The organism is Halarchaeum rubridurum, assembly GCF_014647115.1.
In the GTDB taxonomy this organism is placed as follows: Archaea; Halobacteriota; Halobacteria; order Halobacteriales; family Halobacteriaceae; genus Halarchaeum; species Halarchaeum rubridurum.
Genome location: NZ_BMOO01000001.1, coordinates 292,431 through 318,864 on the forward strand (window position 1 = coordinate 292,431; position 26,434 = coordinate 318,864).

Annotated in this window: 27 protein-coding genes; 13 read left to right on the forward strand and 14 right to left on the reverse strand. The window is 71.7% G+C overall.

The genetic code is table 11. The annotated features are described in order from the left end of the window. Nucleotides 1–19 precede the first annotated feature (19 nt). A complete protein-coding gene (locus IEX84_RS01590) occupies nt 20–934 on the reverse strand; it encodes a Vms1/Ankzf1 family peptidyl-tRNA hydrolase (RefSeq protein ID WP_188869222.1) in 915 nt (304 codons plus the stop codon). Nucleotides 935–978: 44 nt separating this feature from the next. Beyond that, on the reverse strand, nt 979–1,314 hold the full coding sequence (locus IEX84_RS01595; RefSeq protein WP_188869223.1) for a DUF5802 family protein: 336 nt from the start codon (nt 1,312–1,314) through the stop codon (nt 979–981). 94 nt (nt 1,315–1,408) lie between these two features. Between IEX84_RS01595 and IEX84_RS01600 the strand changes: the two genes are divergently transcribed. Beyond that, a complete protein-coding gene (locus IEX84_RS01600; RefSeq protein ID WP_188869224.1) occupies nt 1,409–2,155 on the forward strand; it encodes an ArsR/SmtB family transcription factor in 747 nt (248 codons plus the stop codon). Here IEX84_RS01600 and IEX84_RS01605 read toward each other — a convergent pair. After that, nucleotides 2,139–2,642 carry a hypothetical protein gene (locus tag IEX84_RS01605; RefSeq protein ID WP_188869225.1) on the reverse strand — a complete coding sequence of 168 codons (504 nt, stop codon included), beginning with the start codon at nt 2,640–2,642 and terminating at the stop codon, nt 2,139–2,141. The two genes, IEX84_RS01600 and IEX84_RS01605, sit on opposite strands and share 17 nt — an antisense overlap. A gap of 100 nt (nt 2,643–2,742) precedes the next feature. Here IEX84_RS01605 and gatD point away from each other — a divergent pair, with 100 nt between their 5' ends. Together gatD and IEX84_RS01615 are read left to right on the forward strand one after the other, a co-directional pair. Next, complete coding sequence (gene gatD / locus IEX84_RS01610) at nt 2,743–4,005, forward strand: Glu-tRNA(Gln) amidotransferase subunit GatD (RefSeq protein ID WP_188869226.1); 1,263 nt, start codon at nt 2,743–2,745, stop codon at nt 4,003–4,005. Between the two features lie 105 nt (nt 4,006–4,110). Beyond that, on the forward strand, nt 4,111–4,491 hold the full coding sequence (locus IEX84_RS01615; protein WP_188869227.1) for a hypothetical protein: 381 nt from the start codon (nt 4,111–4,113) through the stop codon (nt 4,489–4,491). Nucleotides 4,492–4,501: 10 nt separating this feature from the next. Here the strand turns inward: IEX84_RS01615 and IEX84_RS01620 are convergent, their stop codons facing one another. Genes IEX84_RS01620 through IEX84_RS01630 form a run of 3 tightly spaced genes read right to left on the reverse strand, consistent with a single transcriptional unit; the run spans nt 4,502 to nt 7,269 of the window. Beyond that, nucleotides 4,502–4,765, reverse strand: a complete 264-nt coding sequence (locus IEX84_RS01620) for a ubiquitin-like small modifier protein 1 (RefSeq protein WP_188869228.1) — start codon at nt 4,763–4,765, stop codon at nt 4,502–4,504. 36 nt (nt 4,766–4,801) lie between these two features. After that, nucleotides 4,802–6,022, reverse strand: coding sequence for a potassium transporter TrkA (locus IEX84_RS01625; RefSeq protein WP_229732283.1), 1,221 nt, complete (start codon nt 6,020–6,022; stop codon nt 4,802–4,804). After that, complete coding sequence (locus IEX84_RS01630; RefSeq protein WP_188869229.1) at nt 6,022–7,269, reverse strand: potassium channel family protein; 1,248 nt, start codon at nt 7,267–7,269, stop codon at nt 6,022–6,024. The genes IEX84_RS01625 and IEX84_RS01630 overlap by 1 nt, the downstream gene beginning before the upstream one ends. A 293-nt stretch (nt 7,270–7,562) precedes the next feature. On the opposite strand from IEX84_RS01630, the gene IEX84_RS01635 reads away from it, so the two are divergent. Beyond that, complete coding sequence (locus IEX84_RS01635; protein ID WP_188869230.1) at nt 7,563–8,753, forward strand: NAD-binding protein; 1,191 nt, start codon at nt 7,563–7,565, stop codon at nt 8,751–8,753. A 48-nt stretch (nt 8,754–8,801) separates the two neighbouring features. Here the strand turns inward: IEX84_RS01635 and IEX84_RS01640 are convergent, their stop codons facing one another. From IEX84_RS01640 to IEX84_RS01650, 3 genes are all read right to left on the reverse strand, one after another. Continuing rightward, entirely contained in the window at nt 8,802–10,310 is a 1,509-nt protein-coding gene (locus tag IEX84_RS01640; RefSeq protein ID WP_188869231.1) for an HPP family protein, read from the reverse strand. A gap of 83 nt (nt 10,311–10,393) precedes the next feature. Continuing rightward, the gene (locus IEX84_RS01645) at nt 10,394–11,122 is read right to left on the reverse strand and encodes a nucleoside phosphorylase (RefSeq protein ID WP_188869232.1); all 729 of its coding nucleotides are present in this window, start codon (nt 11,120–11,122) and stop codon (nt 10,394–10,396) included. Nucleotides 11,123–11,168: 46 nt separating this feature from the next. Then, complete coding sequence (locus IEX84_RS01650; RefSeq protein WP_188869233.1) at nt 11,169–11,978, reverse strand: DUF63 family protein; 810 nt, start codon at nt 11,976–11,978, stop codon at nt 11,169–11,171. A gap of 142 nt (nt 11,979–12,120) precedes the next feature. Between IEX84_RS01650 and IEX84_RS01655 the strand changes: the two genes are divergently transcribed. Beyond that, entirely contained in the window at nt 12,121–13,374 is a 1,254-nt protein-coding gene (locus IEX84_RS01655; protein WP_188869234.1) for a tRNA (N(6)-L-threonylcarbamoyladenosine(37)-C(2))-methylthiotransferase, read from the forward strand. A gap of 9 nt (nt 13,375–13,383) precedes the next feature. On the opposite strand, the gene IEX84_RS01660 is transcribed toward IEX84_RS01655, so the two are convergent. Both IEX84_RS01660 and IEX84_RS01665 read right to left on the reverse strand, forming a co-directional pair. Continuing rightward, entirely contained in the window at nt 13,384–14,301 is a 918-nt protein-coding gene (locus tag IEX84_RS01660) for a cation diffusion facilitator family transporter (RefSeq protein WP_188869235.1), read from the reverse strand. 48 nt (nt 14,302–14,349) lie between these two features. Next, nucleotides 14,350–14,898, reverse strand: coding sequence for an HIT family protein (locus IEX84_RS01665; protein ID WP_188869236.1), 549 nt, complete (start codon nt 14,896–14,898; stop codon nt 14,350–14,352). Nucleotides 14,899–15,036: 138 nt separating this feature from the next. On the opposite strand from IEX84_RS01665, the gene IEX84_RS14945 reads away from it, so the two are divergent. Further along, a complete protein-coding gene (locus tag IEX84_RS14945) occupies nt 15,037–15,237 on the forward strand; it encodes a DUF7835 family putative zinc beta-ribbon protein (RefSeq protein WP_229732284.1) in 201 nt (66 codons plus the stop codon). Nucleotides 15,238–15,325: 88 nt separating this feature from the next. On the opposite strand, the gene map is transcribed toward IEX84_RS14945, so the two are convergent. Beyond that, nucleotides 15,326–16,222: a type II methionyl aminopeptidase gene (gene map, locus IEX84_RS01670; RefSeq protein WP_188869237.1), complete on the reverse strand. Its 897-nt coding sequence runs from the start codon at nt 16,220–16,222 to the stop codon at nt 15,326–15,328. 141 nt (nt 16,223–16,363) lie between these two features. Between map and IEX84_RS01675 the strand changes: the two genes are divergently transcribed. The 5 genes from IEX84_RS01675 (at nt 16,364) to IEX84_RS01695 (ending at nt 21,986) form a co-directional block, all read left to right on the forward strand. Beyond that, nucleotides 16,364–17,050 (forward strand): metallophosphoesterase family protein, encoded by a 687-nt coding sequence (locus IEX84_RS01675; protein WP_188869238.1) that lies wholly within the window; start codon nt 16,364–16,366, stop codon nt 17,048–17,050. Between the two features lie 22 nt (nt 17,051–17,072). Further along, the gene (gene ppk1, locus IEX84_RS01680; protein ID WP_188869239.1) at nt 17,073–19,358 is read left to right on the forward strand and encodes a polyphosphate kinase 1; all 2,286 of its coding nucleotides are present in this window, start codon (nt 17,073–17,075) and stop codon (nt 19,356–19,358) included. Nucleotides 19,359–19,546: 188 nt separating this feature from the next. After that, a complete protein-coding gene (gene icd, locus IEX84_RS01685) occupies nt 19,547–20,827 on the forward strand; it encodes an isocitrate dehydrogenase (NADP(+)) (RefSeq protein WP_188869240.1) in 1,281 nt (426 codons plus the stop codon). Nucleotides 20,828–21,135: 308 nt separating this feature from the next. Beyond that, the gene (locus IEX84_RS01690) at nt 21,136–21,420 is read left to right on the forward strand and encodes an SUI1 family translation initiation factor (protein ID WP_188869241.1); all 285 of its coding nucleotides are present in this window, start codon (nt 21,136–21,138) and stop codon (nt 21,418–21,420) included. A 44-nt stretch (nt 21,421–21,464) separates the two neighbouring features. Next, entirely contained in the window at nt 21,465–21,986 is a 522-nt protein-coding gene (locus IEX84_RS01695; RefSeq protein ID WP_188869242.1) for a DUF5817 domain-containing protein, read from the forward strand. A 9-nt stretch (nt 21,987–21,995) separates the two neighbouring features. Here the strand turns inward: IEX84_RS01695 and hmgA are convergent, their stop codons facing one another. Beyond that, a complete protein-coding gene (hmgA, locus tag IEX84_RS01700) occupies nt 21,996–23,237 on the reverse strand; it encodes a hydroxymethylglutaryl-CoA reductase (NADPH) (RefSeq protein WP_188869243.1) in 1,242 nt (413 codons plus the stop codon). Nucleotides 23,238–23,310: 73 nt separating this feature from the next. Between hmgA and IEX84_RS01705 the strand changes: the two genes are divergently transcribed. Continuing rightward, nucleotides 23,311–23,679 carry a hypothetical protein gene (locus IEX84_RS01705; RefSeq protein WP_188869244.1) on the forward strand — a complete coding sequence of 123 codons (369 nt, stop codon included), beginning with the start codon at nt 23,311–23,313 and terminating at the stop codon, nt 23,677–23,679. A 50-nt stretch (nt 23,680–23,729) separates the two neighbouring features. After that, on the forward strand, nt 23,730–24,779 hold the full coding sequence (locus IEX84_RS01710) for an amidohydrolase family protein (RefSeq protein WP_188869245.1): 1,050 nt from the start codon (nt 23,730–23,732) through the stop codon (nt 24,777–24,779). On the opposite strand, the gene gpmI is transcribed toward IEX84_RS01710, so the two are convergent. Next, complete coding sequence (gene gpmI, locus IEX84_RS01715) at nt 24,780–26,297, reverse strand: 2,3-bisphosphoglycerate-independent phosphoglycerate mutase (RefSeq protein ID WP_188869246.1); 1,518 nt, start codon at nt 26,295–26,297, stop codon at nt 24,780–24,782. Nucleotides 26,298–26,434: the final 137 nt, after the last annotated feature.

Here is a 26,434-nt window from a genome sequence, read left to right on the forward strand (position 1 = left end):
TAACGGTTACCAGACGGCGCTACAGGGAGTGATAGGGGACGGTCCAGAAGTCCCGCGCGGCGGCCGCGAGGGCCTCACGCGGGTCGCCGCTCGCGTCCGAGGGCGCGCGGGCGTCGGCGTCGAACTCCCCGAGGAGCGTCGTCTGGCCGGTGACGTAGCAGGCGTCGTAGCCGTATTCGTCGTCGAGGGCGGCGAGGGCGTCGCGGGCGTCGTCGAGGTGCTCGTCGATCTGGCTCTCGCGGCGGCGCTCGAAGCGCGACTGGGAGAAGCCGCCCTTCGAGTGTTTGGCCTTCACGTCGCTCTCGAAGCCCTCGGCGTGGACGCGTTCGACGGCGTCGCCGGTCGCGTCGTAGACCCCGACGGCGAACAGGTCGGCGCGGACGAGCGCGAGGGCGTATCGACCCGTCGGCGCGAACCACGAGCGCTCGAGGCGGAAGGCGTCGCCCCACTCGCAGAAGGCGTCGGGGGCGAGCGGCGGGGCGAGCGTCGCGGCGACGAGCTCGGCGTCGTCGACGCAGACGAGGCAGGGCGCGGCGCGCTCGACGAGCGGCGCGCGCTCGCCGAGGGCGTCGCTCACGGGGTCGGGAACGTCGTGTTCGTCGACCACCATCGCGGTGAGCGCGCCCTCGGGGTCGGTCTCGACGCCGCCGAGACGGGCGAGCACGTCGTCGAGGCGCGCGCCGTGGAGGGCCTCGCTCGCGCGGTAGTCGACGCTCGCGGCGTCGCCGCCCTCGGCGCGCTCGACGCGGTCCTCCAGTTCGGCGATACGGTCCTCCAGGCGGTTGACCTCCTCCTCGGCCTCGTTGCGCGCGGCGACGGCCTCGCGGCGGCGCTCGCTCTCCGCGTCCAGTTGCGCGCGGAGGGAGTCGGTCTCGTCCTCCAGTTCGGCGATCCGTTCCTTCAGGGAGGCCCGACCGAGGAGTCGATCCAGCATGTCCCGAACGCGGGCCGGGCGGCGCTTAGGGGTTCCGGCACCCGCTACACCGCGCCGACCTCGAAAAGCCGTCTGGCGTGGCCGGGGCGGGCGAGCAGCACCTCGGCGAGCGCGGGCGGGTTGTCGACGCCGGCGTCGTCAAGGGTCTCTCGCGGGACGACGAGGGTGTCCGCGGGGACGTCCGCGTCGCCCTCGACGCGGTAGTGTCGGGAGCCGACCTTCATCACGAGCGGGTAGTCGGTGCGCGCGAGCCCCTCGCCCGCGTACACCTGCTCGTTGACGCGTTCGTGTTGGCGGCGCTGGAGCGCGGCCGTGCCGTCGTCGGACGGTTCGACGTAGAGCCGTCCGAGGTAGTAGCCGGTCGAGAACACCTCGAACATGTGTGTTATACTCTACCACGGCAGGGCAAAAAGCCATCGGCGATGTCGGGCACTGCGCTACCCTTTTGAGCGCGTGGCGACAACTCTCTCCCGTATGGACTCCGGGGCACTCCTCGACCTCCTCGGCAACGAGAACAGGCGTCGCATCCTGCGCCTCCTCGCGCGCAAGCCCTGCTACGTCACCGAGATCAGCGAGTACCTCGGGGTCTCCCCGAAGGCCGTCATCGACCACCTCCGCCGCCTGGAGGAGGCGGGGCTCGTCGAGAGCCGGACGGACGAGAAACGCCGGAAGTACTTCCACATCGCGCGGAACCTCCGGCTCGAAGTGACCGTCTCGCGCCACGGGTTCGGCGCGAAGTCGGCCTACCCGGCGAGTCGCGACCTCGACCTGACGCGCTGTCACCACCTCACCATCGACGGCGTGGCCGACGCCACCGGCGGCGCGGACGGGGACGACGCGGAAAGCGGGGACGCGACCGACCCGGGCGACGGCGACGCGAGTGAAACGAGCGACGACCCCGGCGACATCGCGTCGCTCGCCGACGAGCTCGCGGAGCTTGAGGACTTGGAGCGCGAGCTCTCGCTCGCCCAGCGGTGGGTGCAGGGCCGGCTCGCGGACGTCCGGGACGACCTCGCGGAGACGCTGGAGGCCGACGGCCACGAGGGGCTCTACGCGGAGGTCGTCGCGGCCGTCGCGGACGGCGAGGGGAGCATCGAGGCGCTCACGCGCCGGGTCGACGCCCCCGCGGAGGTCGTCGAGCACGCCGTCGGCGACCTGCTCGAACGCGACGTCCTCGAACCCGACGGCGACGACGGGTGGCGCGTCACAGACTCCGCGTGAGGCCGTCGCGTAGGTCCCGCCCGAAGTAGTACCCCAGCACGCCGACGAGCGCGCCGATCCCGGCGACGACGAGGCCGAACGCGACGCCGGAGCGCGCGAGGTAGTCGACGGTGATCGGGAGGAACGCGGACGTGAGGAGGCCGAACAGGACGCTGCCGACGGCCGCGAGCGCCGCGGCGAGCGCGACTTCGACGTAACACCGCCGAGCGGAGGCGACGCCGAGCGCGAACGTCGCGGCGCCGAGGCCGACGAAGCGCGTTAGCGACCCGACGAGCGGGACGAGGCCGCCGACGAAGAGGCCCACGCCGGCGAGGACGAGCGCGAGGAGGAAGCGACGCGGCGAGAAGAGCCGTCGGGCGCGCGCACGGAGACCGCCGGGGCGTGCGCTGGTGCCGTCGGTACCGGCGGGGTCTCGGGCCGGGTTCGCCCCGACGCGCTCGCTCGCGTCGCCGGTCCCACGGTCCCCGAGCGGGTCGTCGCGCGACATACCCGTTCGTGCGCGGGCGGGACGTATGGCTCTTGTCCCGACCCGTCCGCACGGCGGGCGAACGGATGGTTTCAAGGTCGGCGACGCGCGACTCTCAGCCATGCACTCAGGGGACCGCGTCCGCGTGGAACGCGACGGACAGGTGAACGAGGGCGTGCTCCTGCCGTCCTCGACGCCGGAGCACCTCGTGGTGAAACTGGAGAGCGGCTACAACGTCGGCGTCGAGCGCGAGGGCGCCGACGTCGAGGTGCTCGAATCGGACGTCTACGCCATCGACGGCAACGCGAGCGAGGGGGAGAGCGAGGGCTCTGCGGTCGCCTTCGACGAGGACCTCCCCACCATCGCGCTCATCAGCACGGGCGGGACCATCGCCTCCACCGTCGACTACCGCACGGGCGCGGTGACGGCGCAGTTCGACGCCGAGGACGTCCTGCGCGCCGTCCCGGACCTCGCCGGCCGCGCGAACTACCGGGGGCGCGTCGTCGCCAACATCCTCTCCGAGAACATGGACCCCTCCATCTGGCGCGAGCTCGCGGAGGCCGTCCGGGAGGAGATCGAGAACGGGGCGGACGGCGTCGTCGTGATGCACGGGACGGACACGATGCAGTACTCCGCCTCCGTGCTCTCCTTCATGCTCGACACGCCTGTGCCCGTCGTGTTCACGGGGAGTCAGCGCTCCGCGGACCGGCCGTCGTCGGACAACGTCATGAACGCCGTCTGTGCCGTCGAGGCCGCGAAGGCCGACGTCGCCGAGGTGATGGTCTGCATGCACGCGACGCAGTCCGACGACCGCTGTGCGCTCCACCGCGGGACGCGCGTCCGCAAGGGCCACACGTCGCGCCGCGACGCCTTCGAGACCGTCGACGGCACCCCCATCGGCCACGTCGACTACGACACGGAGACGGTGACGTTCGACGGGACGGCGGACCTCGCCGCGCGCGGCGACGCCGACCTCTCGCTCGACCCGGCGCTCGAACCCGACGTCGAACTCGTGACGTTCACGCCGGGGATGGACCCCGCGTTCCTCGAAATGCTGGAGGGCCGCGCGGGCGTCGTCGTCGAGGGGACGGGGCTCGGGCACGTGAACTCGGAGCTCGTGGACGTGATAGACGACCTCACGGACGCCGGGACGACGGTCGTGATGACCTCGCAGTGTCTCGGCGGCCGCGTCTGTGACCGCGTGTACGACACCGGGCGCGACCTCCTCGATGCGGGCGTCGTCGAGGGCGAGGACCTCCTGCCGGGGACGGCGAAGACGAAGCTGATGTGGGCGCTCGCCAACACGGACTCCCCCGCGGAGGCGATGCGGACGCCGCTCGCCGGCGAGCTGAGCGAGCGCTCGGTGCCCGAGTCGGCGCGGTAGGGGATTCAGTAGACGGAGGGAACGAGGCGGCGCAGGCAGTTCGGGTGCGCGACGACGTCGCCGCGGGCACAAGGGTCATCCGGGCGTTCCGCGTATCGGTCGCGCATGAGCGAACGCGAGCCGACGACGGCGCTCGTCGAGCGTCTCCGGGAGGCGTACGGCGACGGGCTGCGGGCGGTGGCGACCTACGACCGGGAGGGATACACCGTCCACTATCGGGACGCGGCCGTCACGGCGGCGTACGACGACCCCGACCTCGACGCGATTTACGAGGACGTCGTGCTCGGCGACGTCAATCGGGGGTTCGAGGAGACGCTGTTCGACGACCTCGGCGACGTCGAGGGAAAACTCAGGCTCTTCGCGGACGGGACGGTCGCGCACTTCTGGCCGCGCTCGGACGACGCGGGGGTGTTGGTGGCGTTCGACGGGAGCGTGGACGTCGCCGTGCGCACGCTGCACGGTATCGTCGGCGAACACTACGGGTGACGCGTAGCGTCTAGCCGCCGCTGACGGGCGGGAAGAGCGCGAGTTCGTCGTCGGGCGCGGCGTCGTCGGCGAGCGACGCGTCCGCGCCGTTCCGCAGGAGGTTGACGTGGTCGTAGAGCGTCCCGTCGTCGGCGAGGACGCGCTCGCGCAGCGCCGGCCGGTCGTCGAGGAGGGCCTCGAGGGCGTCCCCGACCGTCGCGTCCGCCGGGACGGAGACGGTGATGCGGTCGTCGCCGGCGACCTCCGCGAGGTCCGCGAACAGCTTCCACTCCATACGCGCACTGTGGGCGCGCGCGGTATCAGGCTGTCGTCAGGCGTCGCCCTCGCCGTGGTCGGGCGCGCCCGCGCTGGCGGCGGCTTCGGCCTCGCGGACGGTCTCCGGGCGGGCGACGAGGTAGAGGACGTCGCCGACGGCGAGCGGGCGGGCGCGCGACGGGATGGGGTCGACCGGGCCGTCGGCGGGCCGGACGGCGGCGACGGTCGCGCCGACGTCGCCGACGGTGCCGTCGGCGAGCGCGCTCCCCTCGCGGACGGTGACGGTCGCCATCGTCTCGTCGGCCCCGCGGAGGACGGAGGCGAACTGCCGGTCGGCACCGGGGTCGCTCGGGAGCGTGAGGAGCCGATAGTCGCCGCCGGCGATTCGCTCGGCGTCGGCGGCGTCGAGCGCGAGCGTGACGACGTCGTCCGAGACGCCGCGCAGTTCGCCCGTGGCGACGCGCTCGGCGGTCGGCTCCGTGCGCCAGACCTGCACGACGTCGCCCGGGCCGGCGTCGTTCGGCGGGTCGGCGCGGACGGCGACGGCACCCATTCCGGGCCCGAGCGTCGGGCCGATACCGGCGAGGCGGGTGCCGACGGCGAAGTATTTCACCGCGCCGCTCGCGTCGAGGTCGACGTCGACGTAGCCGACGTCGTAGTCGTCGCGGAGGCGGGCGGCGACGCGCGCCTCGAGGTCCGCGACGGTGAGCCCGCGCGGGAAGAGCAGCGTCTTGTTCGCCATCTTCTCCTTCGTCTCCTCGCTGACCGGGTCGTAGCCGTCGACGTCGTCTATCTCGTCCGGAATCTCGACGGCGACGACGCGGCCGACGGCCTTGACGAGCTGGCCGACCTCGCCGTCGACCTCGCGGGTGCCGAGGAACGCGAAGGTCTCGACGGCGAGGCGGTCGCCGCCGCGCGCGCCGGGCGCGCCGAGCGCGACCGCGACGGCGAACGCCGCGAGGTTGAACACGATCTCGCTCGGGTCGAACACCGCGGCCTGGTTGGCGACGACGGACGCGAACGCCGTCTTCGTGTTCAAGTAGAGCGCGACGCCGGAGAGGCCGGCGAACGTCCCGAGCGCCGTGTGCGCGGTCTGCCGGAAGTACCAGCGGTAGACGGCGCTGACGACGACCGCGACGAGGAAGCTGAAGACGCCGAGACCCGCGATACGGAGCGCACCGCGTGTCAACACGCCGACGTAGTCAACCGCCCCGCCCTGGAGCGGGAGGGCGAGCGCGGCGGGCGTGGAGGCGAGGGCGGACGTGGGGACGGCCATCACGCGACCGCCTCCTCGAAGGCCGTCAGTTTCTCGCGCGTCCCGACGGCGAAGCAGTCGTCGCCGCCGGAGACGGCCGTGTCACCCCGCGGGGCGACCGTCCACGAGCCGTCGTGGCGGAGCGCGATGACGGCGACGCCGTAGGCGTCCCGGACGTCCGCGTCGCCGAGCGTCGTCCCGTCGAGCGGGCCGCCGGCGCGGACGGTGAGCCGCCGCACGCGGTTGCCGGTCCGCCGGAGGAGGGAGAGCAGTTCGAACTCGCGGCGCGTCCCGCGGGCCGTGACGACGACTGCCCCCTCGCTCGCGGCGACGAGCGTCTCCGCGCTCGCGCGGTCGGTGGCGACCGTGATTCGGCCCTCGCCGCCGGTCGTGACGGGCGCGGCGGTGCGGGCGGGCGTCTCGGCGTCGGTACCTCCGTCGGTCGCCGCGGGCGTCGATTGTTGCGCTTCCTCCTCGTCGGGGTCGACGCTCCGCGCGGCGACGACCGTCCCGGTGCAGTCGCCGGCGTCGGTGTGGAGCGAGACGACGTCGCCGCGCGCGACGCCGGTGGGGACGAGCGCGTTCACGGAGACGGCACGGTCGCCGCGGGGGACGCGCTTCGAGACGCCCGACAGCGGTGGGGCGACGACGACGGTGGCGCGGGCGCGCTCGTCGATGCGGACGTCCGCGTCCGCGACGTCGAACTCCGCGCGGAGGCGCTCCTCGAAGCGGCGTTCGAGTTCGGCCAGCGGGAGGTCCGCGGGGAATGTCCAGTCGACCGCGGCGATCTCGGCGCGCAGCGCCTCGGGGAGCGGCGGGTAGCCCTCCATGTCGCCGACGGCGCCGACGACGGGGACGCGGACCTGCCCGATGCCGCCGACGAGGTCGACGACGTCGCGCGAGAGGGTGCGCGCGCGGAGGCGCTTGAGCGAGAAGTGTTTCGGGAGGCTCGCGCCGAGCGCGTCGCCCTTCGCGTGGGCGTAGAAACAGCCCATCAGGACGACGACGAGCGCGGTGACGAGCGCGACGCTGTTGGCGGACTGGAGGACCGTCGTGTCGTTGAAGGCCATCAGTCCGCCGTTGATGCCCGCGATGGCGATGCCGAGGACGACGACACCGAACGCGGGGATCGTGAGCCCCGTGATGTACTTGAAGACGAAGCCGAACCCGAAGCAGACGAGCGCGGGGATCACGCCCGTGAGGAGGCCGAGATAGACCCCGAGGAGGACCTGCATCGGGAACGACCCCGTTGAGAGACCGAACGGCATACCCCGACCGTGGTGCGGGGTGGGTAAATCGGTACCGCCGCGACCCGGCGGCGCGCACCTCGTGTGCGCGTCTCCGGTCGCGGCCCGCGGTCGGTTCGGAGCGGTGGGTCAGGAGTGCGGGGCAGTGGGTCAGAGGAGTGCGACGCCGTAGTGCGGTTCGACCCGGCGGCGCGCACCTCGTGTGCGCGTCTCCGGTCGCAGCCCGCGGTCGGCGACGACGCCGCCCGCCCGTCGCCGCGCGTCGCGGACGCGTCGCGCTACGTTTATACGCCGCGCGCCCCCCCCGCCCCGGTATGGCCCGCACGAACCGGCGGCTGCTGTCGTCGCGCGCCGCCGTGTTGCTCACGTCGCTCGTCGCCGTCCTCTCGGTGGTGACGGGCGTCGTGAACATCCTGAGCCCGCAGTTCGGCCCGTACGTTCCGGGTCCGGTCCAGCAGGTCGCGGGGTTCACGGGGACGCTCACGGGCTTTTTGATGGTCGTCTCGGCGCTCGGGATGCGCCGGGGCCTCCGCGCGGCGTGGTGGTCGACGGTCGTCCTCCTGCCGGTGACGGCGGCGCAGGGGCTCGTGCAGGTGTCCGTCTACTCGGTGCCGCTCGTCGTGCTCTCGCTCCTCTCGCTCCCGACCGTCGTGTTGACGCGCTCGCGCTTCGACCGGGAGCTCTCGCTGTCGACGAGCCAGATCACCGCGGCGCTGGCGCTCGCGGGCGTCCTCGCGTACGGTACCGTCGGGACGTACGCCCTGCGCGACGGCTTCCCGGGCGTCTCCTCGCTGCTCGACGCCTTCTACTACACGCTCGTGACGGCGAGCACGGTCGGCTACGGCGACATCACGCCGAAGACGGAGATGGCGACGCTGTTCTCGCTCTCCGTGCTCGTCCTCGGCGTCGCCGGTTTCGGTATCGCGCTCAGCACCCTCCTCGGCCCCGCCATCGAGGCGCGCTTCGCCTCCGCACTCGGACGCATGACCCAATCACAACTCGAATCCCTCGAACACCACGTCATCGTCGCCGGCTACGGCGAGCTGACGGAATCGATACTCGAAGAGCTCGGCGACGACCACGAGTTCGTCGTCGTCGTGAAGGAGCCGACCACCGCCTCGGCGCTCCGCGAGCGCGGCTTCAACGTCCTCACGGAGGACCCCTCGGACGCGGCGTCGCTCGACCACGCGGGCATCGACCGCGCGGACGCGGTCGTCGCGGCGACGAACGACGACGGGCAGGACGCTCTCGCCATCCTGACCGCGCGCCAACTCCAGCCCGACGTGCGGATCGTCGCGGCGGCGACCGAGCGCGAGAACGAGGAGAAGCTGCGCGCCGCGGGCGCGGACACCGTCATCAGCCCCGCGGTCATCGGCGGTCGCCTCCTCGTGCAGTCCGCGCTCGGCGACGAGCACGCGGAGGAGACCGCAAAACAGGTGACGGAGGGCGAGGAGCCGGGCGGGTCGCCGGAAACGCAGTCGGACGAAGCGGCCGACGGGAACTGACGGGGCCGGCGGGCGAAGTCCGGGGGAGCGGAAAGCCGCGCGTCCCGGCTAGCGCGTGTGGACGACGGCGACGTCCGTCTCGATTTCGCGGGTGCGCTCGAACGCCGCGGGGACGCCGATGCGTGCGCCCCGGGAGGGTTCGCCGAGGACCACGAGGTCGTAGTGGGACTCGGTGCGCGCGAGGAACTCGCCGAGGGTGGCCCGGGAGACCCGGGTCTCGCAGCGTGCGTCCGTCGTCTCGGTGAGGTCGGCGAGCATGGACTCGGCGTCGCGCCGCGAGCGCTCGTCGCCGATGCAGGTGCAGACGCTGACGGTGCCGGCGCGGCCGGCGAGGCGCTCGGCGTAGTCGACCATCGCGTGCGCCATCGGGCCGGCGCCGCGGACGGGCACCATCACGCGCTTCCAGTCCGTGCGGTCGTGTTTGGCGTCGAAGGCGACGGCGTCGACGTCGCTGCGGAAGAGGTCGCGCACGAGGCGCGCGGGCGTCCCGTCGGCCTCGTGGTCGAGCGGCGTGGCGACGAGGTCGCAGTTGGCGTCGCGCGCGACGTCGAGGAGCGTCCCGGCGGAGAGGTCGGGTTCGACGGAGACGACGACCTCGCAGGGGACGCCGACGCGGGTCTCGATGCGGGCGGCGCGGCGTTCGAGGTCGGCGGCGGCCTCGTCGGCGGCGCTGCGTTCGGCGAGCTCGCGGACGTCCGCGTCGTCGCCGACGTCGGGGTTCTCGGTCCCGAGGTCGACGTCGCCGCGTTCGTCGAGGATGCGGCGTTCGGCGGCGGCGATGGCCTCGTCGTCGACGACGTCGAGGAGGACGACCTTGCCGGCGTCGTGCGCGGCGGCGAGGCGCGCGCCGAACATCGCGGTCTGTGCGCCGCGGTCGTCGCGCACCGGCACGAGGACGTGGTCGTCGGCCTGCGTGGTCGAGTAGAGGTAGCGCGCGCGGCGCTCGTAGAACTCGCGGCGCCACACGACGAAGACGACGGCGATGAGGCTCGTCGAGAGCGCGACGGTGACGACGTAGACGACGGAGGTCGAGACGGCGATTCCGGCGACGTCGAGGAAGCGTCCGGGGTCGGTGAGGAGGACGAGGAGCGCCGTGGAGAACGCGCTCGGCTCCTCGAGGTCGAAGACCCACGTGAGGACGCCGGTGAGGAAGATGGCGAGCGCGGCGGCCCACGCGTGGACCTCCCAGAGGACGGCCCCGCTCCCGGTCGGGGCGGCGAGGAGCGCGGTGACCTCGATGGCGACCCACCCGCAGAAGGCCCCGAGGCTCAGGCCGCCGACGAACTTCCACGGGTTCGCGTACGTCCCCTCGGGGTGGGCGAACAGCGTGTACGTCCCGGAGGCCAGCGGCGGGAAGAGGAGGAAGGAGACGAGCTGGAGCTCGTTCGAGAGGAGCGTGACGAAGCCGATGAGGAGCGGGACGAAGACGAGGACGGAGGCGTGCGTGAGGTTGCTCGTCTCCGCGAGCCAGTGGCGCGCGTCGTTCGAGCGGCGGCGTTCGAGCGCGGCGGCGCGCCGCCGGACCGCACGGAGGCGTCGCCGCAGCGACTCGATCATGTGACGTGCGGACGGACCCGGTCGGTTTTGCTCTTTCGTCTATCGGACGGACGCCGAGCGCGGTGACGGACGCGAACGGCGACTCAGGCGAGTTCCGTCGTCGCGTCGAGCGCGATGCGGATGGCGCGGGCGACGTTGTTCTTCGCCTTCTCGGGGAGTTCCGACTCGGAGTCGGCGCCCTTCTGGGTGCCCTCGACGAGGTTGCCGTCGGCGGTGCAGATGGCGCCGGCGCGCAGGCCGCGGCGGCGCGCGAGCGAGAAGAGCGTCGCGGCCTCCATCTCGACGGCGAGGAGGCCGGCGTCGTTCCACGACTCGACGTAGTCCTCCGTCTCGTTGTAGAAGGCGTCGTCGCTGACGAGGGGGCCGACGTGGACGTCCTCGTTTCGGGCCTCGGCGGCGTCGACGAGCGCGGAGAGCGCGTCGTAGTCGGGGACGGCGGGTATCTCCGCGGCCTCGTAGCGCTTCGTCGTCCCCTCCTCTTTGGCCGCGCCGGTGGCGACGATCATGTCGCCGATTTCGATGTCGGACTGGAGCGCGCCGGTGGTGCCGACGCGGAGGAACGTCTCGACGCCGACGTTCGCCAGTTCCTCGACGGCGATGGCGGTGCTCGGACCGCCGATTCCCGTGGAGCATATCGTGAGGTCGACGCCCTCGTAGGTGGCGTTGACGAGCGTGTACTCGCGGTTCGACGACACCTCGACGGGGTCGTCGCAGTGGTCGGCGATGCGCTGAACGCGCCCGGGGTCGCCGGGGACGAGCGCGATATCGTTCACGTCGCCCTGCTCGACGAGGAGGTGGGGTTGCTTGGCCATACGGGAGTCGTCGCGCGAGGGCGGCAAAAAGCGTGCGGACCGCGGGTCAGGGCGTCGCCACGGTGAAGAGGAGGAGGTTGTGCGCGCCGGGGCCGAGACCGACGGCGGCGACGAGCGCGAGCAGGAGGAAGCCCTCCGTCGGGGCCTCCCGGACGTAGTCGGCGAGGAGGACGACGACGGCGACGGCGACGACGAGTTTGACGACGATGAACAGCCAGCCGACGCCGAGGACGGGTGCCGTGGGGAGGCCGGCGGCGAACTCCATCACGAGGCGGGAGAGCGGGGTCTGCTCGCCGAAGCCGAGGACGTCGACGCCGACGGCGGTCGTGGCGGCGTCGAGCGCGTGGCCGAAGATGACGAGCGCGCCCGCGCCGTCGACGGTGCGCGCGTCGGCGAGGCGGAGGCGGCGGAGGCCGACCCAGCAGACGGAGCCGAGGAAGACGGCCATGAGGAGTGCGAACAGGGGCCAGAGCGGCGCGAGCGAGTCGTGCGCCGTGCCGTAGCGGACGGCGAGCGCGACGGGGACGGAGAGCGCGAGGAGGCCGACGCCGGCGAGCACGCGCTTCGGCGAATCGGTTCGGCGCGCGCCGAGCCAGACGGCGACGGCGACGACGAACGTGGAGCCGTAGACGGCGGGCGCGGACGCGAACGGCGTCACCGCGGCGGGGAGGAGGCGGAGTTGGTGACAGACGTAGGCGGCGGAGCCGAGGGCCATCCAGGGCGCGAAGGAGAGGACCGTCCGGTCGGTGAGCGGCGGGCGCTCGCGGGCGAGGGCGAACGCGGCGACGAGCACGCCGACGAGCAGGACGGCGAGCGCGGGCAGCGGCGGCACCGTGAAGCCGGACGGGAGCACCATAGTCGTAGCCCGAGGGTGCCGGGAGTGAAAGCGTTACCATCCGGGGTGCGACGCGTGCCGGCGGGGGACGCGCCGGGTCGCGTCGAGCGCGCGCCGCCCGAAGCGCGGGGCTTTTGGCCGTCCCACGCGAAACGCGGACGAGATGGCCCGGTACCACATCGAGACCTACGGGTGCACGTCGAATCGCGGCGAGAGCCGCGAGATCGAGCGACGGCTCCGCGACGCCGGCCACCGGAAAGTCGAGGGAGCCGGGGCGGCGGACGTCGCCATCCTCAACACCTGTACGGTCGTGGAGAAGACGGAGCGCAACATGCTCCGCCGGGCGGAGGAGCTCAGCGAGGAGACCGCGGACCTCTACGTGACGGGCTGCATGGCGCTCGCGCAGGGCGGCGAGTTCGAGAGCGCGGACGTCGACGCCGAGGTGCTCCACTGGGACGAGGTGCCGGAGGCGATCACGAACGGCGAGTGTCCGACGCCGACGCCGGACGCCGAGCCGATACTCGACGGCGTCATCGGCATCCTCCCCATCGCGCGGGGCTGCATGAGCAACTGCTCGTACTGCATCACGAAGCACGCGACGGGGCGCGTCGATTCGCCGCCGGTCTCCGAGAACGTCGAGAAGGCCCGCGCGCTCGTCCACGCCGGCGCGACGGAGATACGCATCACCGGCCAGGACACGGGCGTCTACGGCTGGGACGACGGCGAGCGCAAGCTCCCCGAGCTCCTGGAGCGAATCTGCACGGAGATAGAGGGCGACTTCCGCGTCCGCGTCGGGATGGCGAACCCCGGCGGCGTCCACGGCATTCGCGAGGAGCTCGCGGAGGTGTTCGCCGAACACGAGAAACTCTACAACTTCCTGCACGCGCCCGTCCAGTCCGGGAGCGACGACGTGCTCGAACACATGCGCCGGCAACACCGCGTCGAGCAGTACGTCGAGATCGTCGAGACGTTCGACGACCACCTCGACGAGTGGACGCTCGCCACGGACTTCATCGTCGGCTACCCCACGGAGACCGACGCCGACCACGAGATGTCGATGGCGCTCCTCCGCGAGACGCGCCCCGAGAAGATCAACGTCACGCGCTTCTCGAAGCGCCCCGGGACGGACGCCGCGGACCTGAAGGGCCTCGGCGGGACGCTGAAGAAGGAGCGCTCGAAGGCGATGAGCGAACTGAAGCGCGAGGTCGTCGGCGACGCCTACGAGGCGATGGTCGGCGAGGAGCGCGACGTCCTCGTGACCGAGCACGGGACGGGCGACTCCGTGAAGTGTTACGACGAGGCCTACCGCCAGATCGTCGTGCAGAACGCCGACGAGCACGGCCTCGAACCGGGCGACTTCGCCACGGTGACCGTGACGGGCCACCAGACGATGTACGCGTTCGGCGAACCCGTCTAAGGGTAGGGGTTATCGGCGGCCGCCGAGCAGGCGGTCGGCGTCGCGGTCCTCCTTCCACTCGCCCATCTCCTTGGGGTCGACGTGGACGAAGACGTCGTCGACCTCGGGCATCGCGCGGATGTCGCGGACGACCGCGGACTCGATCTCGTGGGCCTCGAAGAGCGTGAGGTTCCCCTCGACCTCGATGTGGAGGCTGACGTCGACCTCGGGGCCGACGTAGTGGGCGACGACGTCGTGTGCGCCCCGGACGCGGTCGTGGGCGAGGGCGCGTTCGAGGATCTCGCGGCGCAGGTCCTCGGGCGGGGCGGCGCCGACGAGGTAGTTGACGTTGTCGCGGACGATCTCGTAGCCCGTGTAGAGGATGCCGAGCGAGACGAGGCCGGCGGCGACCGGGTCGAGGAGGGGGTAGCCGGCGGCGGCACCCGCGACGCCGACGAGCGCCGCGGCCGCGGTGAGGATGTCGTTTCGGTTGTCGAGCGCGGCGGCGACGAGCGCCGGGGAGTCGTGGCGTTCGCCGACGCGCCGGCAGTACCGGTAGAGGCCGTACTTGGCGACGGCGGAGGCGAGGAGGACCGCGACGCCGGCCACGCCCGCAGAGCCGCCGGACGCGCCGGTGAGGACGGCGGTCGTCGCGTTGTAGAGGACGGTGACGCCCGCGGCGAAAACCCCCACGGCGACGAACAGCGAGACGAACGGCTCGATGCGCTCGTGGCCGTGCGGGTGCTCGAAGTCCGCGGGCCGAGTCGTGAGGTAGAGGCCGCCGAGGACGACGAGGCTGTAGAGGGCGTCCGCCCCGCTGTTGACCGCCTCGGAACCGACGGCGAGGCTCCCCGTGTACCACCAGACGCCGCCCTTGGCGAGCAGGAGGGCGACGTTCGCGGCGAGCACGACGACGCCGGCGCGCCGCATCGCGGTCTTCCGGTCCATCCGTCGGGGGTTGCGCGTCGCCGAGTAAGTGCGTTGCGAAAGTTCGACTCAGTCGAAATCGAGGACGACCGCGGCGTCTTCGCCCTCGACGCGTGCGTCGGGCTGGGCGGCGAACGCCTCGTGGAGCGCGTCGTACGTCTCCGCGAGGCCCTCGACGACGACCTTCGTGTCGGAGACGACGGGCATGAAGTTCGTGTCGCCGTCGTAGCGCGGGACGACGTGCGTGTGGAGGTGGTCGTCGATGCTCCCGCCGGCCGGCCCGCCGCCGAGGTTCAGCCCGGCGTTGTAGGCGTGGGGCTCGAAGGCGGCGTCGAGGGCGTCGAAGGCGCGCTGTTTCAGGCGAGCGTGGTCGAGGAGGACCGCGTCGTCGAGCGCCGCGTAGTCGCCGCCGTGGACGCGCGGGATGACCATCAGGTGCCCGGGGTTGTACGGCGCGTTGTTCAGGAGGACGAAGGCGTGCTCGCTCTCCGCGACGACGAGGTTCTCGCGGGCGTCCGCGCGCTCGGGGAGTTCGCAGAAGACGCACTCCTCGACGCCGGGGTTCTTGTCGTCGCGTTTCACCCACTCGATGCGCCACGGGGCGAACACCTGGTCCATACGGGGACGCTCGGCGGGCCACCGGAGGTAGTTTTCGGAAGCGCGAGAGTGGCACGATGCGGGGCGGTTACACGCGCTGAACAGAGAGGAGGGGGTTTTTGTGTACGTAGTGAGTCGTGAACAACGAGGGTGGTTCCGATGGCAAGCAAAACACCTCGTTCCGATGGTATGGCGGAATCGTGCGGAAACTGCGGCAAGGAGACGCCTCACGCTGTCTCCGTCGAACTCAAGACTGAGTCCGACAAAGAAGAGAACGCCGAGTTCTCGCGCGAACCGTACCGCGTCGCGAAGTGTCGCGTCTGCGGTACGAAGACGTCTACCCGGATGAACAACGCGTAAAACGACGCGACGATCCGTCGTCGATCCCCCTCATAATTTATCGACGACGTCAGCGATTCCCCCCTTTCGTTCGACCGACCAGCAGCGCTTAGCGTTCGGTCGTAATCTCGTAGCCGTCCTCGGTGACGATGACCGTGTGTTCGGCCTGCGAGACGAGTTCGCCGTCCGACTCCTTGAGCACCGGGTACGAGCGGAGGACGCCCTGCGTCTCCAGACGCTGAACGGCCATGTCCGCGCGTCGCGTGTCGAGCCACCGCTTTGCGAACGGGAGTTCCTGGTACTCCTCGCGGACCGTCTCCAGGACCTCGCGGGCCCCCCGGTTGCGCACCGAGCGGTCGTCGACGAGCGAGTAGATTTCCGTCTTCGACCCCTCGGTGACCTTCCCGGAGCCCGTCGTGGCGAACGGCTCGATGGCGAGGACGTCGCCGGCTTCGAGGACGGTGCCCCGATCGGTCCCGCGGTTCGGCACGCTCGGGTCCGTGTGCGCGTCCCACCGTTCGAGGCCGTGTCCGGAGAGGTTCACGATTGGCTGGTAGCCGTAGGCCTCGACGACGTCCGCGACCTCCGCGCCGATTTCGCCCGTGTGCGCGCCCGCCGCCACGACGTCGAGACCGGCGTCGAGCGCCTCCTCCGCGGCCTCCTTCAGCTCGGGATTCCCGGAGAGGTCGACGGTGCGCGCGGCGTCCGCGATGTAGCCGTCGACGTGGACGCCGACGTCGAGGCAGACCATCTCCTCGCCGAACGTCGTCTCGTCGTCGCCGTGGGGCGAGGCGTGACTCGCCTCCTCGTCGACGCTGATGTTCACGGGGAACGCGGGCTTCCCGCCGAGTTCCTCGATGCGCGCTTCCGCGAACTCCGCGACGTCGAGTTGGCTCGCGCCGACCTCGACGCGCGCTTCCGCCTCGTCGAGCACCTGCGCGAGGATCGCGCCCGCCTCGTGGTACGTCTCGTACGCCTCGCTTCCGAGTTCGACGGTGTCCGTCATGCCTCGGAGTTGGCGGCCCCCCGAGAAAGGGATTGTGACCCGCCGCGGATGCGTCCGTACACCTATATACCGGTCTAGTTACCTATTAGCAACCGCTTAACGGGGTCGAGGCGATACGTCGGATACCGACCGGGGACACACATGCACGCGCCACCACAGTTCGGCGACCGCGTGGAACCGCACCACCAGCGCCTCTCCTTCGACGACGACGCGGACGTCTACGTCGTCGGGGACGTCCACGGGAGCCGCGAGGCCCTCGACCACCTCCTCGACGCGCTCGCCCTCGGACCCCGCGACCGCGTCGTCTTCGTCGGCGACCTCGTCCGAAAGGGGCCGGACAGTCCCGGCGTGATCGACCGCGTGCGCACCGACGACCGGCTCGTGAGCGTGCGCGGGAACAACGAGCAGAAGGTCGTCCGCGGCGAGAAGGACCCCGACTGGCTCCGCGCGGGCGACCGTGACTATCTCGCGTCGCTCCCGGTGGCGATCTCCTTCGCGGACGCGCTCGTCGTCCACGGCGGCGTCGACCCCGAGCGCCCGCTCGCCGATCACGGCGTCGAGGAGCTGTTGACGATGCGCGCACCCCACGGCGACGGCTACGACGGCCCCTTCTGGTACGACGACTACGACGGTCCCCACCGGGTCTTCTTCGGCCACACCGTCCACGCGGAGCCCGTCGTCCGCCCGCACGCGGTCGGCCTCGACACCGGCTGCGTCTACGGCGGCGCGCTCACCGCCTACGACTACCGGACCGATCGGTTCGTCGCGGTCGACCCGGAGACGACCCACGAGGAGCGCAGCGAGTCGAAGATCGTCACCCCGGCCTGAGACGCCACAGTCCACGAGACGCATGCCGACGACAGAGACATCTCCACCGACCGGACCGGAGCGCTACCTGAGCCGCGAGCTCAGCGAACTCGCCTTCCAGCGCCGCGTGCTCCACGAGGCGACGGACGACCGGAACCCCCTGCTCGAACGGGTGAAGTTCCTCGCCATCCTCACGCAGAACCTCGACGAGTTCTTCCAGAAGCGCGTCGGGCAACTCGAACTGCAGGTCGCGGCGGGCGTGACGGAGCGGAGCGCGGACGGCCGCACGCCCGAGGCGGAACTCGACGAGGCCATCGAGCGTGCGACGGCGCTCTGCGAGCGGCAGGCGGCGTGCTACCGCGACCTCGTCGACGGCCCGCTCGCCGAGGCGGGGATCGAGATCGCGGCCTACGACGACCTCGACTCGGCGGCGCGGGCCGACCTCCGCGAGCGCTTCGAGTCCGACGTACTCCCGATCCTCACGCCGCTAACGTTCGATCCCGCACACCCGTTCCCGCACATCTCGAACCTCAGCCTCTCCATCGCCGTCTCGACGCGCGACGACGCCGGCGAGGACGACCTGACGTTCTCCCGAGTGAAGGTCCCGGGCAACCGCCCGCGGCTCCTCAACGTCGAGGGTGGGACGTTCGTCCCGATCGAGGGCGTCATCCGGCACAACCTCGATCTGCTCTTCCCGAACACCGAGATCGTTGACCACTCCGTCTTCCGCGTCACGCGGAACGCGGAGGTGGCGGCGGGCGCGGACGACCCCGACGACCTGACGAGCCGCGTCGAGACCCTCCTCAGAGAGCGGCGGTTCGCCCGGGTGGTCCGCCTCGACGTCGAGGCCGGCACGCCCGAGCGCGTCGTCGACCTCCTCCAGGACCAACTCGGCGTGGGTGAGCGCGAGACGTTCCGCCTCGACGGCCTGCTCGACTACCGGGGGCTGATGGCGCTCACGGACCTAGACCGGCCCGGGCTGAAACTCGACTCGTGGGAGCCCCGCGAACACCCGCGCCTCCCGGACACCCGGGAGTGCGACGTCTTCGAGACGATCCGCGAGAAGGACGTCCTCGTCCACCACCCCTATCACTCGTTCCGGAAGACCGTCCAGCGCTTCCTCCGGGAGGCCGCCCGCGACCCGGACGTCCTCGCCATCAAGGCCGCGATCTACCGGACGGCGCGGGACTCCGAGGTCGTCGAGGCGCTTATCGAGGCGGCGCGCAACGGCAAGCAGGTCGCGGTGATGGTCGAACTCACGGCGCGTTTCGACGAGGAGAACAACCTCCGGTGGGCGGACCGGCTGGAGGAGGAGGGCATCCACGTCGCCTACGGCACTATCGGCTACAAGACGCACACGAAGACGGCGCTGGTCGTCCGCGAGGAGGACGAGGGGGTCCAGCTCTACTCGCACGTCGCCACCGGCAACTACCACGCGGAGACCGCGGAGCGCTACGAAGACCTCGGGCTCCTCACGGCCGACCGCGAGATCGGTGACGACCTCGTTCGGCTGTTCAACTACTTCACGGGCCACTCGCTCCACGAGCGCTACGAGGAGCTGTTGATCGCACCGACGACGATGCGCGAGCGCTTCGTCGAGCTGATCCGCCGCGAGGCCGCGCACGCGGAACGCGGCGAGGACGCACGGATCACGGCGAAGATGAATCGCCTAGAGGACCCCGACGTGATCGACGAGCTGTACGCGGCCTCGCAGGCCGGCGTCGAGATCGACCTGCTCGTCCGGGACGTCTGCCGGCTCCGCCCCGGCGTCGAGGGACTCAGTGAGACGATCAGCGTTCGAAGCGTCGTCGGGCGGTTCCTCGAACACTCGCGCATCTACCGCTTCGAGAACGCGGCGGCGCGGGCGGAGCCGAAGGCGGCCGGCGACGGTGGCGGCGACGATGTGACTGGTGGTGGAAACGGTGAGACTGGGGGCGACGATGTGACTAGCGACGGCGGCGGACGAGACGAGGACAGTCGGGCGTACTACATCGGGTCCGCGGACTGGATGACGCGTAACCTCGACGAGCGCGTGGAGGCCGTCGCGCCCGTCCACGACCCCGACCTTCGGGCGACGCTTGACGACGTGCTGGCGACGCTGTTCGCGGACAACCGCAAGGCGTGGGTGATGTCGGGCGACGGGACGTACGCCCTCGAACACCCGGCCGACGGCGACCCGGTCGTGAACGCCCAGGAGACGCTGATGGCGCGGGCGGCCGAGCGCGCGCCGTCGCGGGCCGCGGACTCCGAGGAGCCGACACGCCGGCTGACGCCGGAGGAGCTGAGCGAGGCCGTCGTCTCGGGGGCGCGGACGGAGGACGACGACTGACCGGGACGGCCGCGGGAACGACCGAGCGGCGACCCGGTGACGACTGAGTGACGAGGCGAAACGACGGCCGCGGGACTCCCCGAGAGGGGCCGCGGCGAGCGTCGGCGACGGCGGCGCGACCGGCCCCGAGCGGGCGCGGAACGAAAACAGCAGTCCTTTTAGGCGTTCGCCGGAACGCTCCGAACGAGATGAGCTACGAGTACGAGCAGATCGAGGTCCCCGAGGGCGGGGAGAAGATCACGTACGACGAGGACGCCGACGAGCTCGACGTCCCGGAGAACCCGGTCATCCCCATCCTGCACGGGGACGGCATCGGCCGCGACGTCGGTCCCGCGACCCAGAAGGTCCTCACGGCCGCCGCGGAGGCGACCGGCCACGAGATCAACTGGATGCGCGTCTACGCCGGACAGGCGGCCCGCGACCGCTACGGAGAGGACGTCAACCTCCCCGACGACACGGTGCAGGCGATCCGCGAGCACCGCGTCGCCATCAAGGGCCCGCTCACGACGCCCGTCGGGGCCGGCTACCGCTCGCTGAACGTCGCGCTCCGCCAGACGCTCGACCTCTTCGCGAACGTTCGCCCGACCTACTACCTCGACGGCGTCCCCTCCCCGATGAAGTCGCCCGAGGAGATGGACATGGTGACGTTCCGCGAGAACACGGAGGACGTCTACGCCGGCATCGAGTGGGAGGCCGGCACCGAGGAGGTCGAGCAGGTCCGCGACTTCGTCGAGGACGAGATGGGCTTCGACGACGTCATGCACGACGGCCCCATCGGCATCGGCATCAAGCCGATCACGGAGAAGGGCTCGAAGCGCCTCGTCCGCGAGGCCATCGACTACGCCATCGAGAACGACCGCGATAAGGTCACGCTCGTCCACAAGGGGAACATCATGAAGTTCACCGAGGGCCAGTTCGGCGAGTGGGGCATGGAGGTCGCCGAGGAGGAGTACCCCGACGAGGAGGTCTTCGCCGCGCCCGACTCCCTCTGGGAGGAGCAGGACGAGGTCGACATCCCGGAGGACGCCGTCATGGTCGAGGAGCGCCTCGCCGACGCGATGCTCCAGTGGATGCAGCTGCGCACCGACGAGTTCGACGTCCTCGCCATGCCGAACCTCAACGGCGACTACCTCAGCGACGCCGCGGGCGCCCAGATCGGCGGCCTCGGCATCGCGCCCGGCGCGAACTTCGGTGCCGGTCGCTGTCTCGCGGAACCCGTCCACGGCTCCGCGCCCAAGCGCGCCGGCCAGGACCAGGCGAACCCGTCCGCGATGATCCTCTCCGGTCGGCTCATGTTCGAGTACATGGGCTGGGACGACGCCGCGACGCTCATCCGTGACGCCGTCGAGGAGTCCATCTCCGCCGGCGAAGTCACGTACGACCTCGAACGCCAGATCGAGGACGGCGTGAAGCTCTCCACGACCGAGTTCGCGGAGAACATCGTCGAGAACATCGAAGACCTCGCCTGAGCGGCGAGTTCTTCTCCGCGGGAAATCGGAGATTCCCCGCTCGCCACCGAACTCACGCGGTGAGTTCGGCGACATCAACGAACTGGCGTACGCCAGTTCGTTTAGCAGTCGGAACGCGACGCGTTCCGACGCAATCGAAGACCTCGCGTAAGCGAGTCGTGGGTTAGTCGGGCTCCGCCCGACGCAATGAAGACCCGGCACAAGCGAGTCGCCGTCGACGCCCGATTCTCCCCTTCTTTCGAGACGCGAACCCGGCAGCGACGGCGTTCGCCACCGGCTTCTTTGTCGTCGCGTGCGTACCATCAGGTATGGCTGACGACGATCCGTTCGCGGACATCCCGGGTATCGAGGAGGACCTCGCGCGGGCCGAGGAGGTGCTGTCGGTGCGCGTCGAGCGCCGCACGTACGACAAACCCGTCACGATAGTCGAGGGGTTCGACGAGTCCTCGACGGACCTCGGCGACGTCGCCACGAAACTGAAGAAGAACCTCGGGGCGGGCGGGACGGTGAGCGACGGCGCGGTCGAGATTCAGGGCGACCACGCCGACCGCGTCCCGGACCTGCTCGAAGAGATGGGGTTCAGCGTGGAGTGACGGCGGGCGTCGGGTTTATCCCGGAGAGCGCCCCGAGGTGAGGCATGTACGCCGTCGTCGGGTGTAGCGATTGTTCGATGCTCTGGGTCGTGGAGGGCGACCCGGAGCGCACGAAGTGCCCGCGCTGTGGGACCTCGAAGGCCCACGCGAAGCGCAAGGAGTTCGTGACGACGGAGGACCGCGAGCACGCCGCGGAGGTGCGCGCGTCGATGCTGGCGAACCGTTCGGGGCACGGCGAGGCGTTCGCGGACCTCGACTCCTACGCGGCGATGGGCGAGCGCGCCGACGACGACGTGGTGAGCGACGACGAGTACCTCGAATCCGGGGGCGTCGACGCCGACGCGGCACGCGCGGCGAACGAGCGCGCGGGCTCGTCGGGCGGCTCCGTCTCCCGGCAGGACCGGGTGAAGGAGGCCGTCCGCGAACTCGACGAGCCGACGGCGGACGCCGTCGCGGCGTACTGCGCGGAGCACGGCGTGAGCGAGGCGTACGTCCGCGAGGCTCTCGAACGCCTCGCGCGACGCGGGGAGGCCTCGGAGTCGCGCGGCGTCTATCGGTTGCTCTGAAGTGGGGGCCTACCGGCCGAGCTCCTCGTGCGCGCTGGAGAGGTGCCGGGAGGCGAGCGCGGCGAGCAGCGAGAGTTCGCCCGCGAGCGCGCCGGCGGCGATGACCTCCGCGAGTTCGTCCGCGTTGCTCCCGGCGGGGTCGCCGCCGCCGCGAACGCCCAGGACGTCGAGGGCCTCGGCCTGCGTCGGGAGCTTCGTCCCGCCGCCGACGGTCCCCACTTCGAGGGACGCGAGGTTGACGGAGGCGTAGAGTTCCGACTCGCGGGCCTCGACCGTGGTGATGCAGTTCGAACCCTCGACGACCTGCGCGGCGTCCTGCCCGGTGGCGAGGAAGACGGCGGCGACGACGTTCGCGGCGTGGGCGTTGAAGCCGAGACTCCCAGCCTTCGCGCTCCCGACGAGGTTCTTCCGGGTGTTCACCTCCGCGACGGCGTCGGGGGTGACGCCGAAGCGCTCCTCGACGACGTCGCGCGGAATGCGGACGTCCGCGGTGACGGTTCGCCCCCGTCCCTCGACGGCGTTTATCGCCGCGGGCTTCTTGTCCGAACAGAGGTTCCCGGAGAGGGCGACGAGGCTCGCGGGCGTCTCGTCCTCGACGACCTCGCAGGCCGCGCGGGTGGCGATGGTCGCCATGTTCATCCCCATCGCGTCCGCGGTGTCGTAGGCGAAGCGGAGGTAGACGTTGTCGCCGACGACGTAGTGCGTGACTTCCTCCAGGGTGCCGTGACTCGTCGTCGCCTCGGCGGCCGCGCGGAGTTCGTCGGTGTGCTCGTCCACCCAGCGCGCGACCTCCGCGCCCTCGGTGACGTCGGCAACGCGGAAGACCGGCGCGCGCGTCATCCCACGCTTGGTGACGCGGGCGTTCGCGCCGCCCGCGGCCGTGATAGCCGAGCATCCGCGGTTGATGGAGGCGACGAGCGCGCCCTCCGTCGTGGCGAGCGGGAGGTGGTAGTCGTCGCTCGCCGCGTCGCCCTCGACGGCGAGCGGGCCCGCGACGCCGAGCGGGAGTTGCGTCCCGCCCACGAGGTTCTCGACGTTCGCGTCGGCCGCGCGTTCGGGGTCGAAGGCGTAGTCCGCGGTGACGTCGAGGGCGGCGCCCGTCTCGCGTTCGAGGACGCGGCGGCGGGCCGCGGCGGCGGTCGCGGCGTCCGCGTGGTCGTCGAGCTCGTAGAGTCGGAGGTCGCCGTCGCGTACCCGCTCCGCGAGCGTCTCGGCGTCCGCGTCGGCGTCGACGTCGGCGTCGTCGGTCATGTCCGAGGGTGTGCGAGCCACACGCCTATGCGTATCGGTGCGTACTTCCCCCGGCCGTCGAATAAGACGGCGTATGCGTCGGTTGGACCTCACCGCCGTCTTCCGCGCGGTGCTCGGCTGTTTCGTCGCCGCGCCCGTCGGCTACGCGCTCGCCGCGCCGTTCGCCCCGCCGGACCCGTTCACCGCCATCGCGTACGGGCTCGTGGGTGCGACGCTCGCCGGCGCGCTCGGGGCCGCCGTCGCCGTCCGGCGCGCGCTCGCCCCCGAGCGGCTCGCGCGGGCGCTCGTCGTCTTCTACCTCGGGACGTTCGCGGCGCTCGTCGCCGTCCAGACGCTCGCGCGGGCGACCGTCGGCTGGATCGAGGGGCCGTGGGCGGGGTTCGCCGCGCTCCTCGTCGGCGGACTGCTCGCGTACGCGCTCGCGTTCCGCGGACGGGCGTAGCGAACGGGGGTTCCCGAACGTTCTTCCCGCCGCCGGCCCCCTGGTCGCGTATGCACGCGGACGCGGACGTCGTCCTGACCGGGGGCGAGGTCCACACGCTCGGGGAGCCCGACAGGACGTACGACGCCGTCGCGCTCCGCGACGGCCGAATCGCGCGACTCGACAGCGACTACGAGATCGAGTTCAGCGTCGGCGTCGAGACGGACGTTATCGACCTCGACGGCCGGGTCGTCCTCCCGGGGTTCGTCGACGCGGCCGCCGCGCTCGGCGACGGGGAGGCGACACGGCGCTCGCGTCGGGCGGCCGCGCGCCGGGCGAGCGAGCGCGGCGTGACAACCGTCTACGACCGCGTCACGGGCGCGGCGGCGGGCGCGTACCGCGAACTCGCGGCGGGCGGGGAGGGCGACCTCCCGCTCCGCGTCGCGCTCGATTACGCGTACGGGGCGCTCGACGCCGCGGCGTCGCTCGGCGCGCGCACCGGCCACGGGAGCGAGCGCGTGTGGACGGGCGCGCTCGCGGTCCCGGCGGTCGGCGACGGCGACGGGGACGTCACGCCGGCGGTTCGGCGCGACGTGCTCCGCCGCGCGGACGAGGCCGGCCTCCGGGTCGCCGCGCGCGTGAGCGACGCGGAGAGCGTGGCGAACCTCCTCGACAACTACGAACGCGCGAGCGCCGACCCGGGCGCGGCGCGCCACCGCGTCGTCGGCGTCGAGCGCGTCACGCCGGCGGTGGCGACGCGACTCGCCGAGACCGGCGTCGTCGCGGTCGTCCCACCGGAGTCGAACGCCGTCGACACGCTCCTCGACGCCGGCGCGCACGTCGCGTTCGGCGCGCGTGGCGATGGCGACGGAGCGTACGACCCGCTCGCGGCCGTCGAGGCGGCGGTCGAGCGGGGCGTGGGGACGACGGCGGCGCTGCGCGCGGCGACGGCCGGCGGGGCGTACGCGGGCGGCGACGAGGGGCGCTACGGGACGCTCGCACCCGGGCACGCAGCGGACCTCGTCGTCCTCGACGGGTCGCCGTGGGAGAAAGAGCGCGTCACGGACCTCGACGTGACGGCGACGGTCGTGGGCGGCGAGGTCGGCGACGACGCGCGCTGATTAGTCGAGGAGGTCCTCGCCCGTCATCTCGGCGGGCGTCGGGACGTCGCAGTGGTCGAGGAGCGTCGGCGCGACGTCGCGAAGCGACCCGCCCGCGCGGACCTCGCGGCCGCCGTCGTCCCCGTTGGGGGTGAGGTAGACGAACGGCACGGGGTTGAACGTGTGTGCGGTGTGGGGGTCCTCGCGGGTGCCCATGTCGTCCGCGTTGCCGTGGTCGGCGGTGAGGTGGACGTGCGCGCCCGCCTCGCAGAGTTCGGGAACGAGCCGGCCGACCTGCTCGTCGACGGCCTCGACGGCCTCGACGGCGGCCTCGTAGTCGCCCGTGTGGCCGACCATGTCCGCGTTCGCGTAGTTCAACACGAGGAGGTCGGGGTCCGTCTCCGCGACGGTCTCGATGGCGGTGTCGGTCACCGCGGCGGCGCTCATCTCGGGCTGGCGGTCGTACGTCGGGACGTCCGGGCTCTCGATTATCTCCCGCATCTCGCCGTCGAACTCGACCTCGCGGCCGCCGTTGAGGAAGTAGGTGACGTGGGGGTACTTCTCGGACTCCGCGATGCGGAGTTGGGTCCGGCCGGCGTCGGCGACGACCTCGCCGAGCGTGTTCGCGGGCTGCTGGGGCGCGAAGGCGACCGGGAGGTCGAACGTCGCGTCGTACTCCGTCATCGTCGCCACGCGCGTCGCCGGGGGGTGGGTCTCGAAGTCCCAGTCGTCGGGGCGGATGTCCGCGAGCAGCCGCGTGAGTTGGCGCGCGCGGTCCGAGCGGAAGTTGAAGAAGACGACCGAGTCGCCGTCCGAGAGCGCCGCGCCGTCCGCGACGACGGTCGGCTCGACGAACTCGTCGGTGTCGCCGCGCTCGTAGGAGTCCGTGACGGCCTCGACGGCCGTCTCCGCGCGATAGTCGGCCTCGCGGTGGACGATGGCGTCGTAGGCCCGCTTGGTGCGCTCCCAGTTCTGGTCGCGGTCCATCGCGTAATACCGACCGGAGACGGTGGCGACGTCGCCCGTGCCGTGCTCGGCGGCGACGGCGTCGAGGGTTTCGAGGTAGCCCTCGCCGCCCGTCGGGGAGGTGTCCCGGCCGTCCGTGAAGGCGTGCGTCGTCGCCGCGACGCCGTAGTCCGCGGCGGCCTCGATGAGCGCGTGGAGGTGCTCGTGGTCCGAGTGGACGCCCCCGTCGGAGACGAGGCCCACGAAGTGGACGCGGCCGTCGTGTTCGTCCGCGTAGTCGAACGCGCCGCGGATCGCGTCGTTCTCGGCGAGTTCGCCCGCGGCGACGGCGTCGTTGATCCGCGTGTACTCCTGGAGGACGACGCGCCCGGAGCCGATGGTGAGGTGGCCGACCTCCGAGTTGCCCATCTGGTCGTCCGGGAGGCCGACGTCGCGGCCGTGGGTGGTGAGCGTCCCGGACGCGCCCGCCGCCGTGTAGCGGTCCACGTTCGGCGTGTCAGCCGCCTTCACGGCGTCGAGTCGGTCGTGGTCGCCGAGCCCCCAGCCGTCGAGAATGACGAGTGCCGCTCGCATACGTGAGGGGACGACACCCCGGCGTAACTAGGCTTCGGGATGTCGACCGCGGGCGGAGAGCGGACTGGCGCCGACCGCGAATAGGGGCGAGGGTCGTCCGTCGAGGGGAGCGCACCGCCGACTTCAAGCGCGTCCGC

Coding starts and splice junctions, on each gene's coding strand:
- IEX84_RS01590 (WP_188869222.1), bottom strand. CDS start 934: ATGCTGGATCGACTCCTCGGTCGGGCCTCCCTGAAGGAACGGATCGCC.
- IEX84_RS01595 (WP_188869223.1), bottom strand. CDS start 1,314: ATGTTCGAGGTGTTCTCGACCGGCTACTACCTCGGACGGCTCTACGTC.
- IEX84_RS01600 (WP_188869224.1), top strand. CDS start 1,409: ATGGACTCCGGGGCACTCCTCGACCTCCTCGGCAACGAGAACAGGCGT.
- IEX84_RS01605 (WP_188869225.1), bottom strand. CDS start 2,642: ATGTCGCGCGACGACCCGCTCGGGGACCGTGGGACCGGCGACGCGAGC.
- gatD (WP_188869226.1), top strand. CDS start 2,743: ATGCACTCAGGGGACCGCGTCCGCGTGGAACGCGACGGACAGGTGAAC.
- IEX84_RS01615 (WP_188869227.1), top strand. CDS start 4,111: ATGAGCGAACGCGAGCCGACGACGGCGCTCGTCGAGCGTCTCCGGGAG.
- IEX84_RS01620 (WP_188869228.1), bottom strand. CDS start 4,765: ATGGAGTGGAAGCTGTTCGCGGACCTCGCGGAGGTCGCCGGCGACGAC.
- IEX84_RS01625 (WP_229732283.1), bottom strand. CDS start 6,022: ATGGCCGTCCCCACGTCCGCCCTCGCCTCCACGCCCGCCGCGCTCGCC.
- IEX84_RS01630 (WP_188869229.1), bottom strand. CDS start 7,269: ATGCCGTTCGGTCTCTCAACGGGGTCGTTCCCGATGCAGGTCCTCCTC.
- IEX84_RS01635 (WP_188869230.1), top strand. CDS start 7,563: ATGGCCCGCACGAACCGGCGGCTGCTGTCGTCGCGCGCCGCCGTGTTG.
- IEX84_RS01640 (WP_188869231.1), bottom strand. CDS start 10,310: ATGATCGAGTCGCTGCGGCGACGCCTCCGTGCGGTCCGGCGGCGCGCC.
- IEX84_RS01645 (WP_188869232.1), bottom strand. CDS start 11,122: ATGGCCAAGCAACCCCACCTCCTCGTCGAGCAGGGCGACGTGAACGAT.
- IEX84_RS01650 (WP_188869233.1), bottom strand. CDS start 11,978: ATGGTGCTCCCGTCCGGCTTCACGGTGCCGCCGCTGCCCGCGCTCGCC.
- IEX84_RS01655 (WP_188869234.1), top strand. CDS start 12,121: ATGGCCCGGTACCACATCGAGACCTACGGGTGCACGTCGAATCGCGGC.
- IEX84_RS01660 (WP_188869235.1), bottom strand. CDS start 14,301: ATGGACCGGAAGACCGCGATGCGGCGCGCCGGCGTCGTCGTGCTCGCC.
- IEX84_RS01665 (WP_188869236.1), bottom strand. CDS start 14,898: ATGGACCAGGTGTTCGCCCCGTGGCGCATCGAGTGGGTGAAACGCGAC.
- IEX84_RS14945 (WP_229732284.1), top strand. CDS start 15,037: ATGGCAAGCAAAACACCTCGTTCCGATGGTATGGCGGAATCGTGCGGA.
- map (WP_188869237.1), bottom strand. CDS start 16,222: ATGACGGACACCGTCGAACTCGGAAGCGAGGCGTACGAGACGTACCAC.
- IEX84_RS01675 (WP_188869238.1), top strand. CDS start 16,364: ATGCACGCGCCACCACAGTTCGGCGACCGCGTGGAACCGCACCACCAG.
- ppk1 (WP_188869239.1), top strand. CDS start 17,073: ATGCCGACGACAGAGACATCTCCACCGACCGGACCGGAGCGCTACCTG.
- icd (WP_188869240.1), top strand. CDS start 19,547: ATGAGCTACGAGTACGAGCAGATCGAGGTCCCCGAGGGCGGGGAGAAG.
- IEX84_RS01690 (WP_188869241.1), top strand. CDS start 21,136: ATGGCTGACGACGATCCGTTCGCGGACATCCCGGGTATCGAGGAGGAC.
- IEX84_RS01695 (WP_188869242.1), top strand. CDS start 21,465: ATGTACGCCGTCGTCGGGTGTAGCGATTGTTCGATGCTCTGGGTCGTG.
- hmgA (WP_188869243.1), bottom strand. CDS start 23,237: ATGACCGACGACGCCGACGTCGACGCCGACGCGGACGCCGAGACGCTC.
- IEX84_RS01705 (WP_188869244.1), top strand. CDS start 23,311: ATGCGTCGGTTGGACCTCACCGCCGTCTTCCGCGCGGTGCTCGGCTGT.
- IEX84_RS01710 (WP_188869245.1), top strand. CDS start 23,730: ATGCACGCGGACGCGGACGTCGTCCTGACCGGGGGCGAGGTCCACACG.
- gpmI (WP_188869246.1), bottom strand. CDS start 26,297: ATGCGAGCGGCACTCGTCATTCTCGACGGCTGGGGGCTCGGCGACCAC.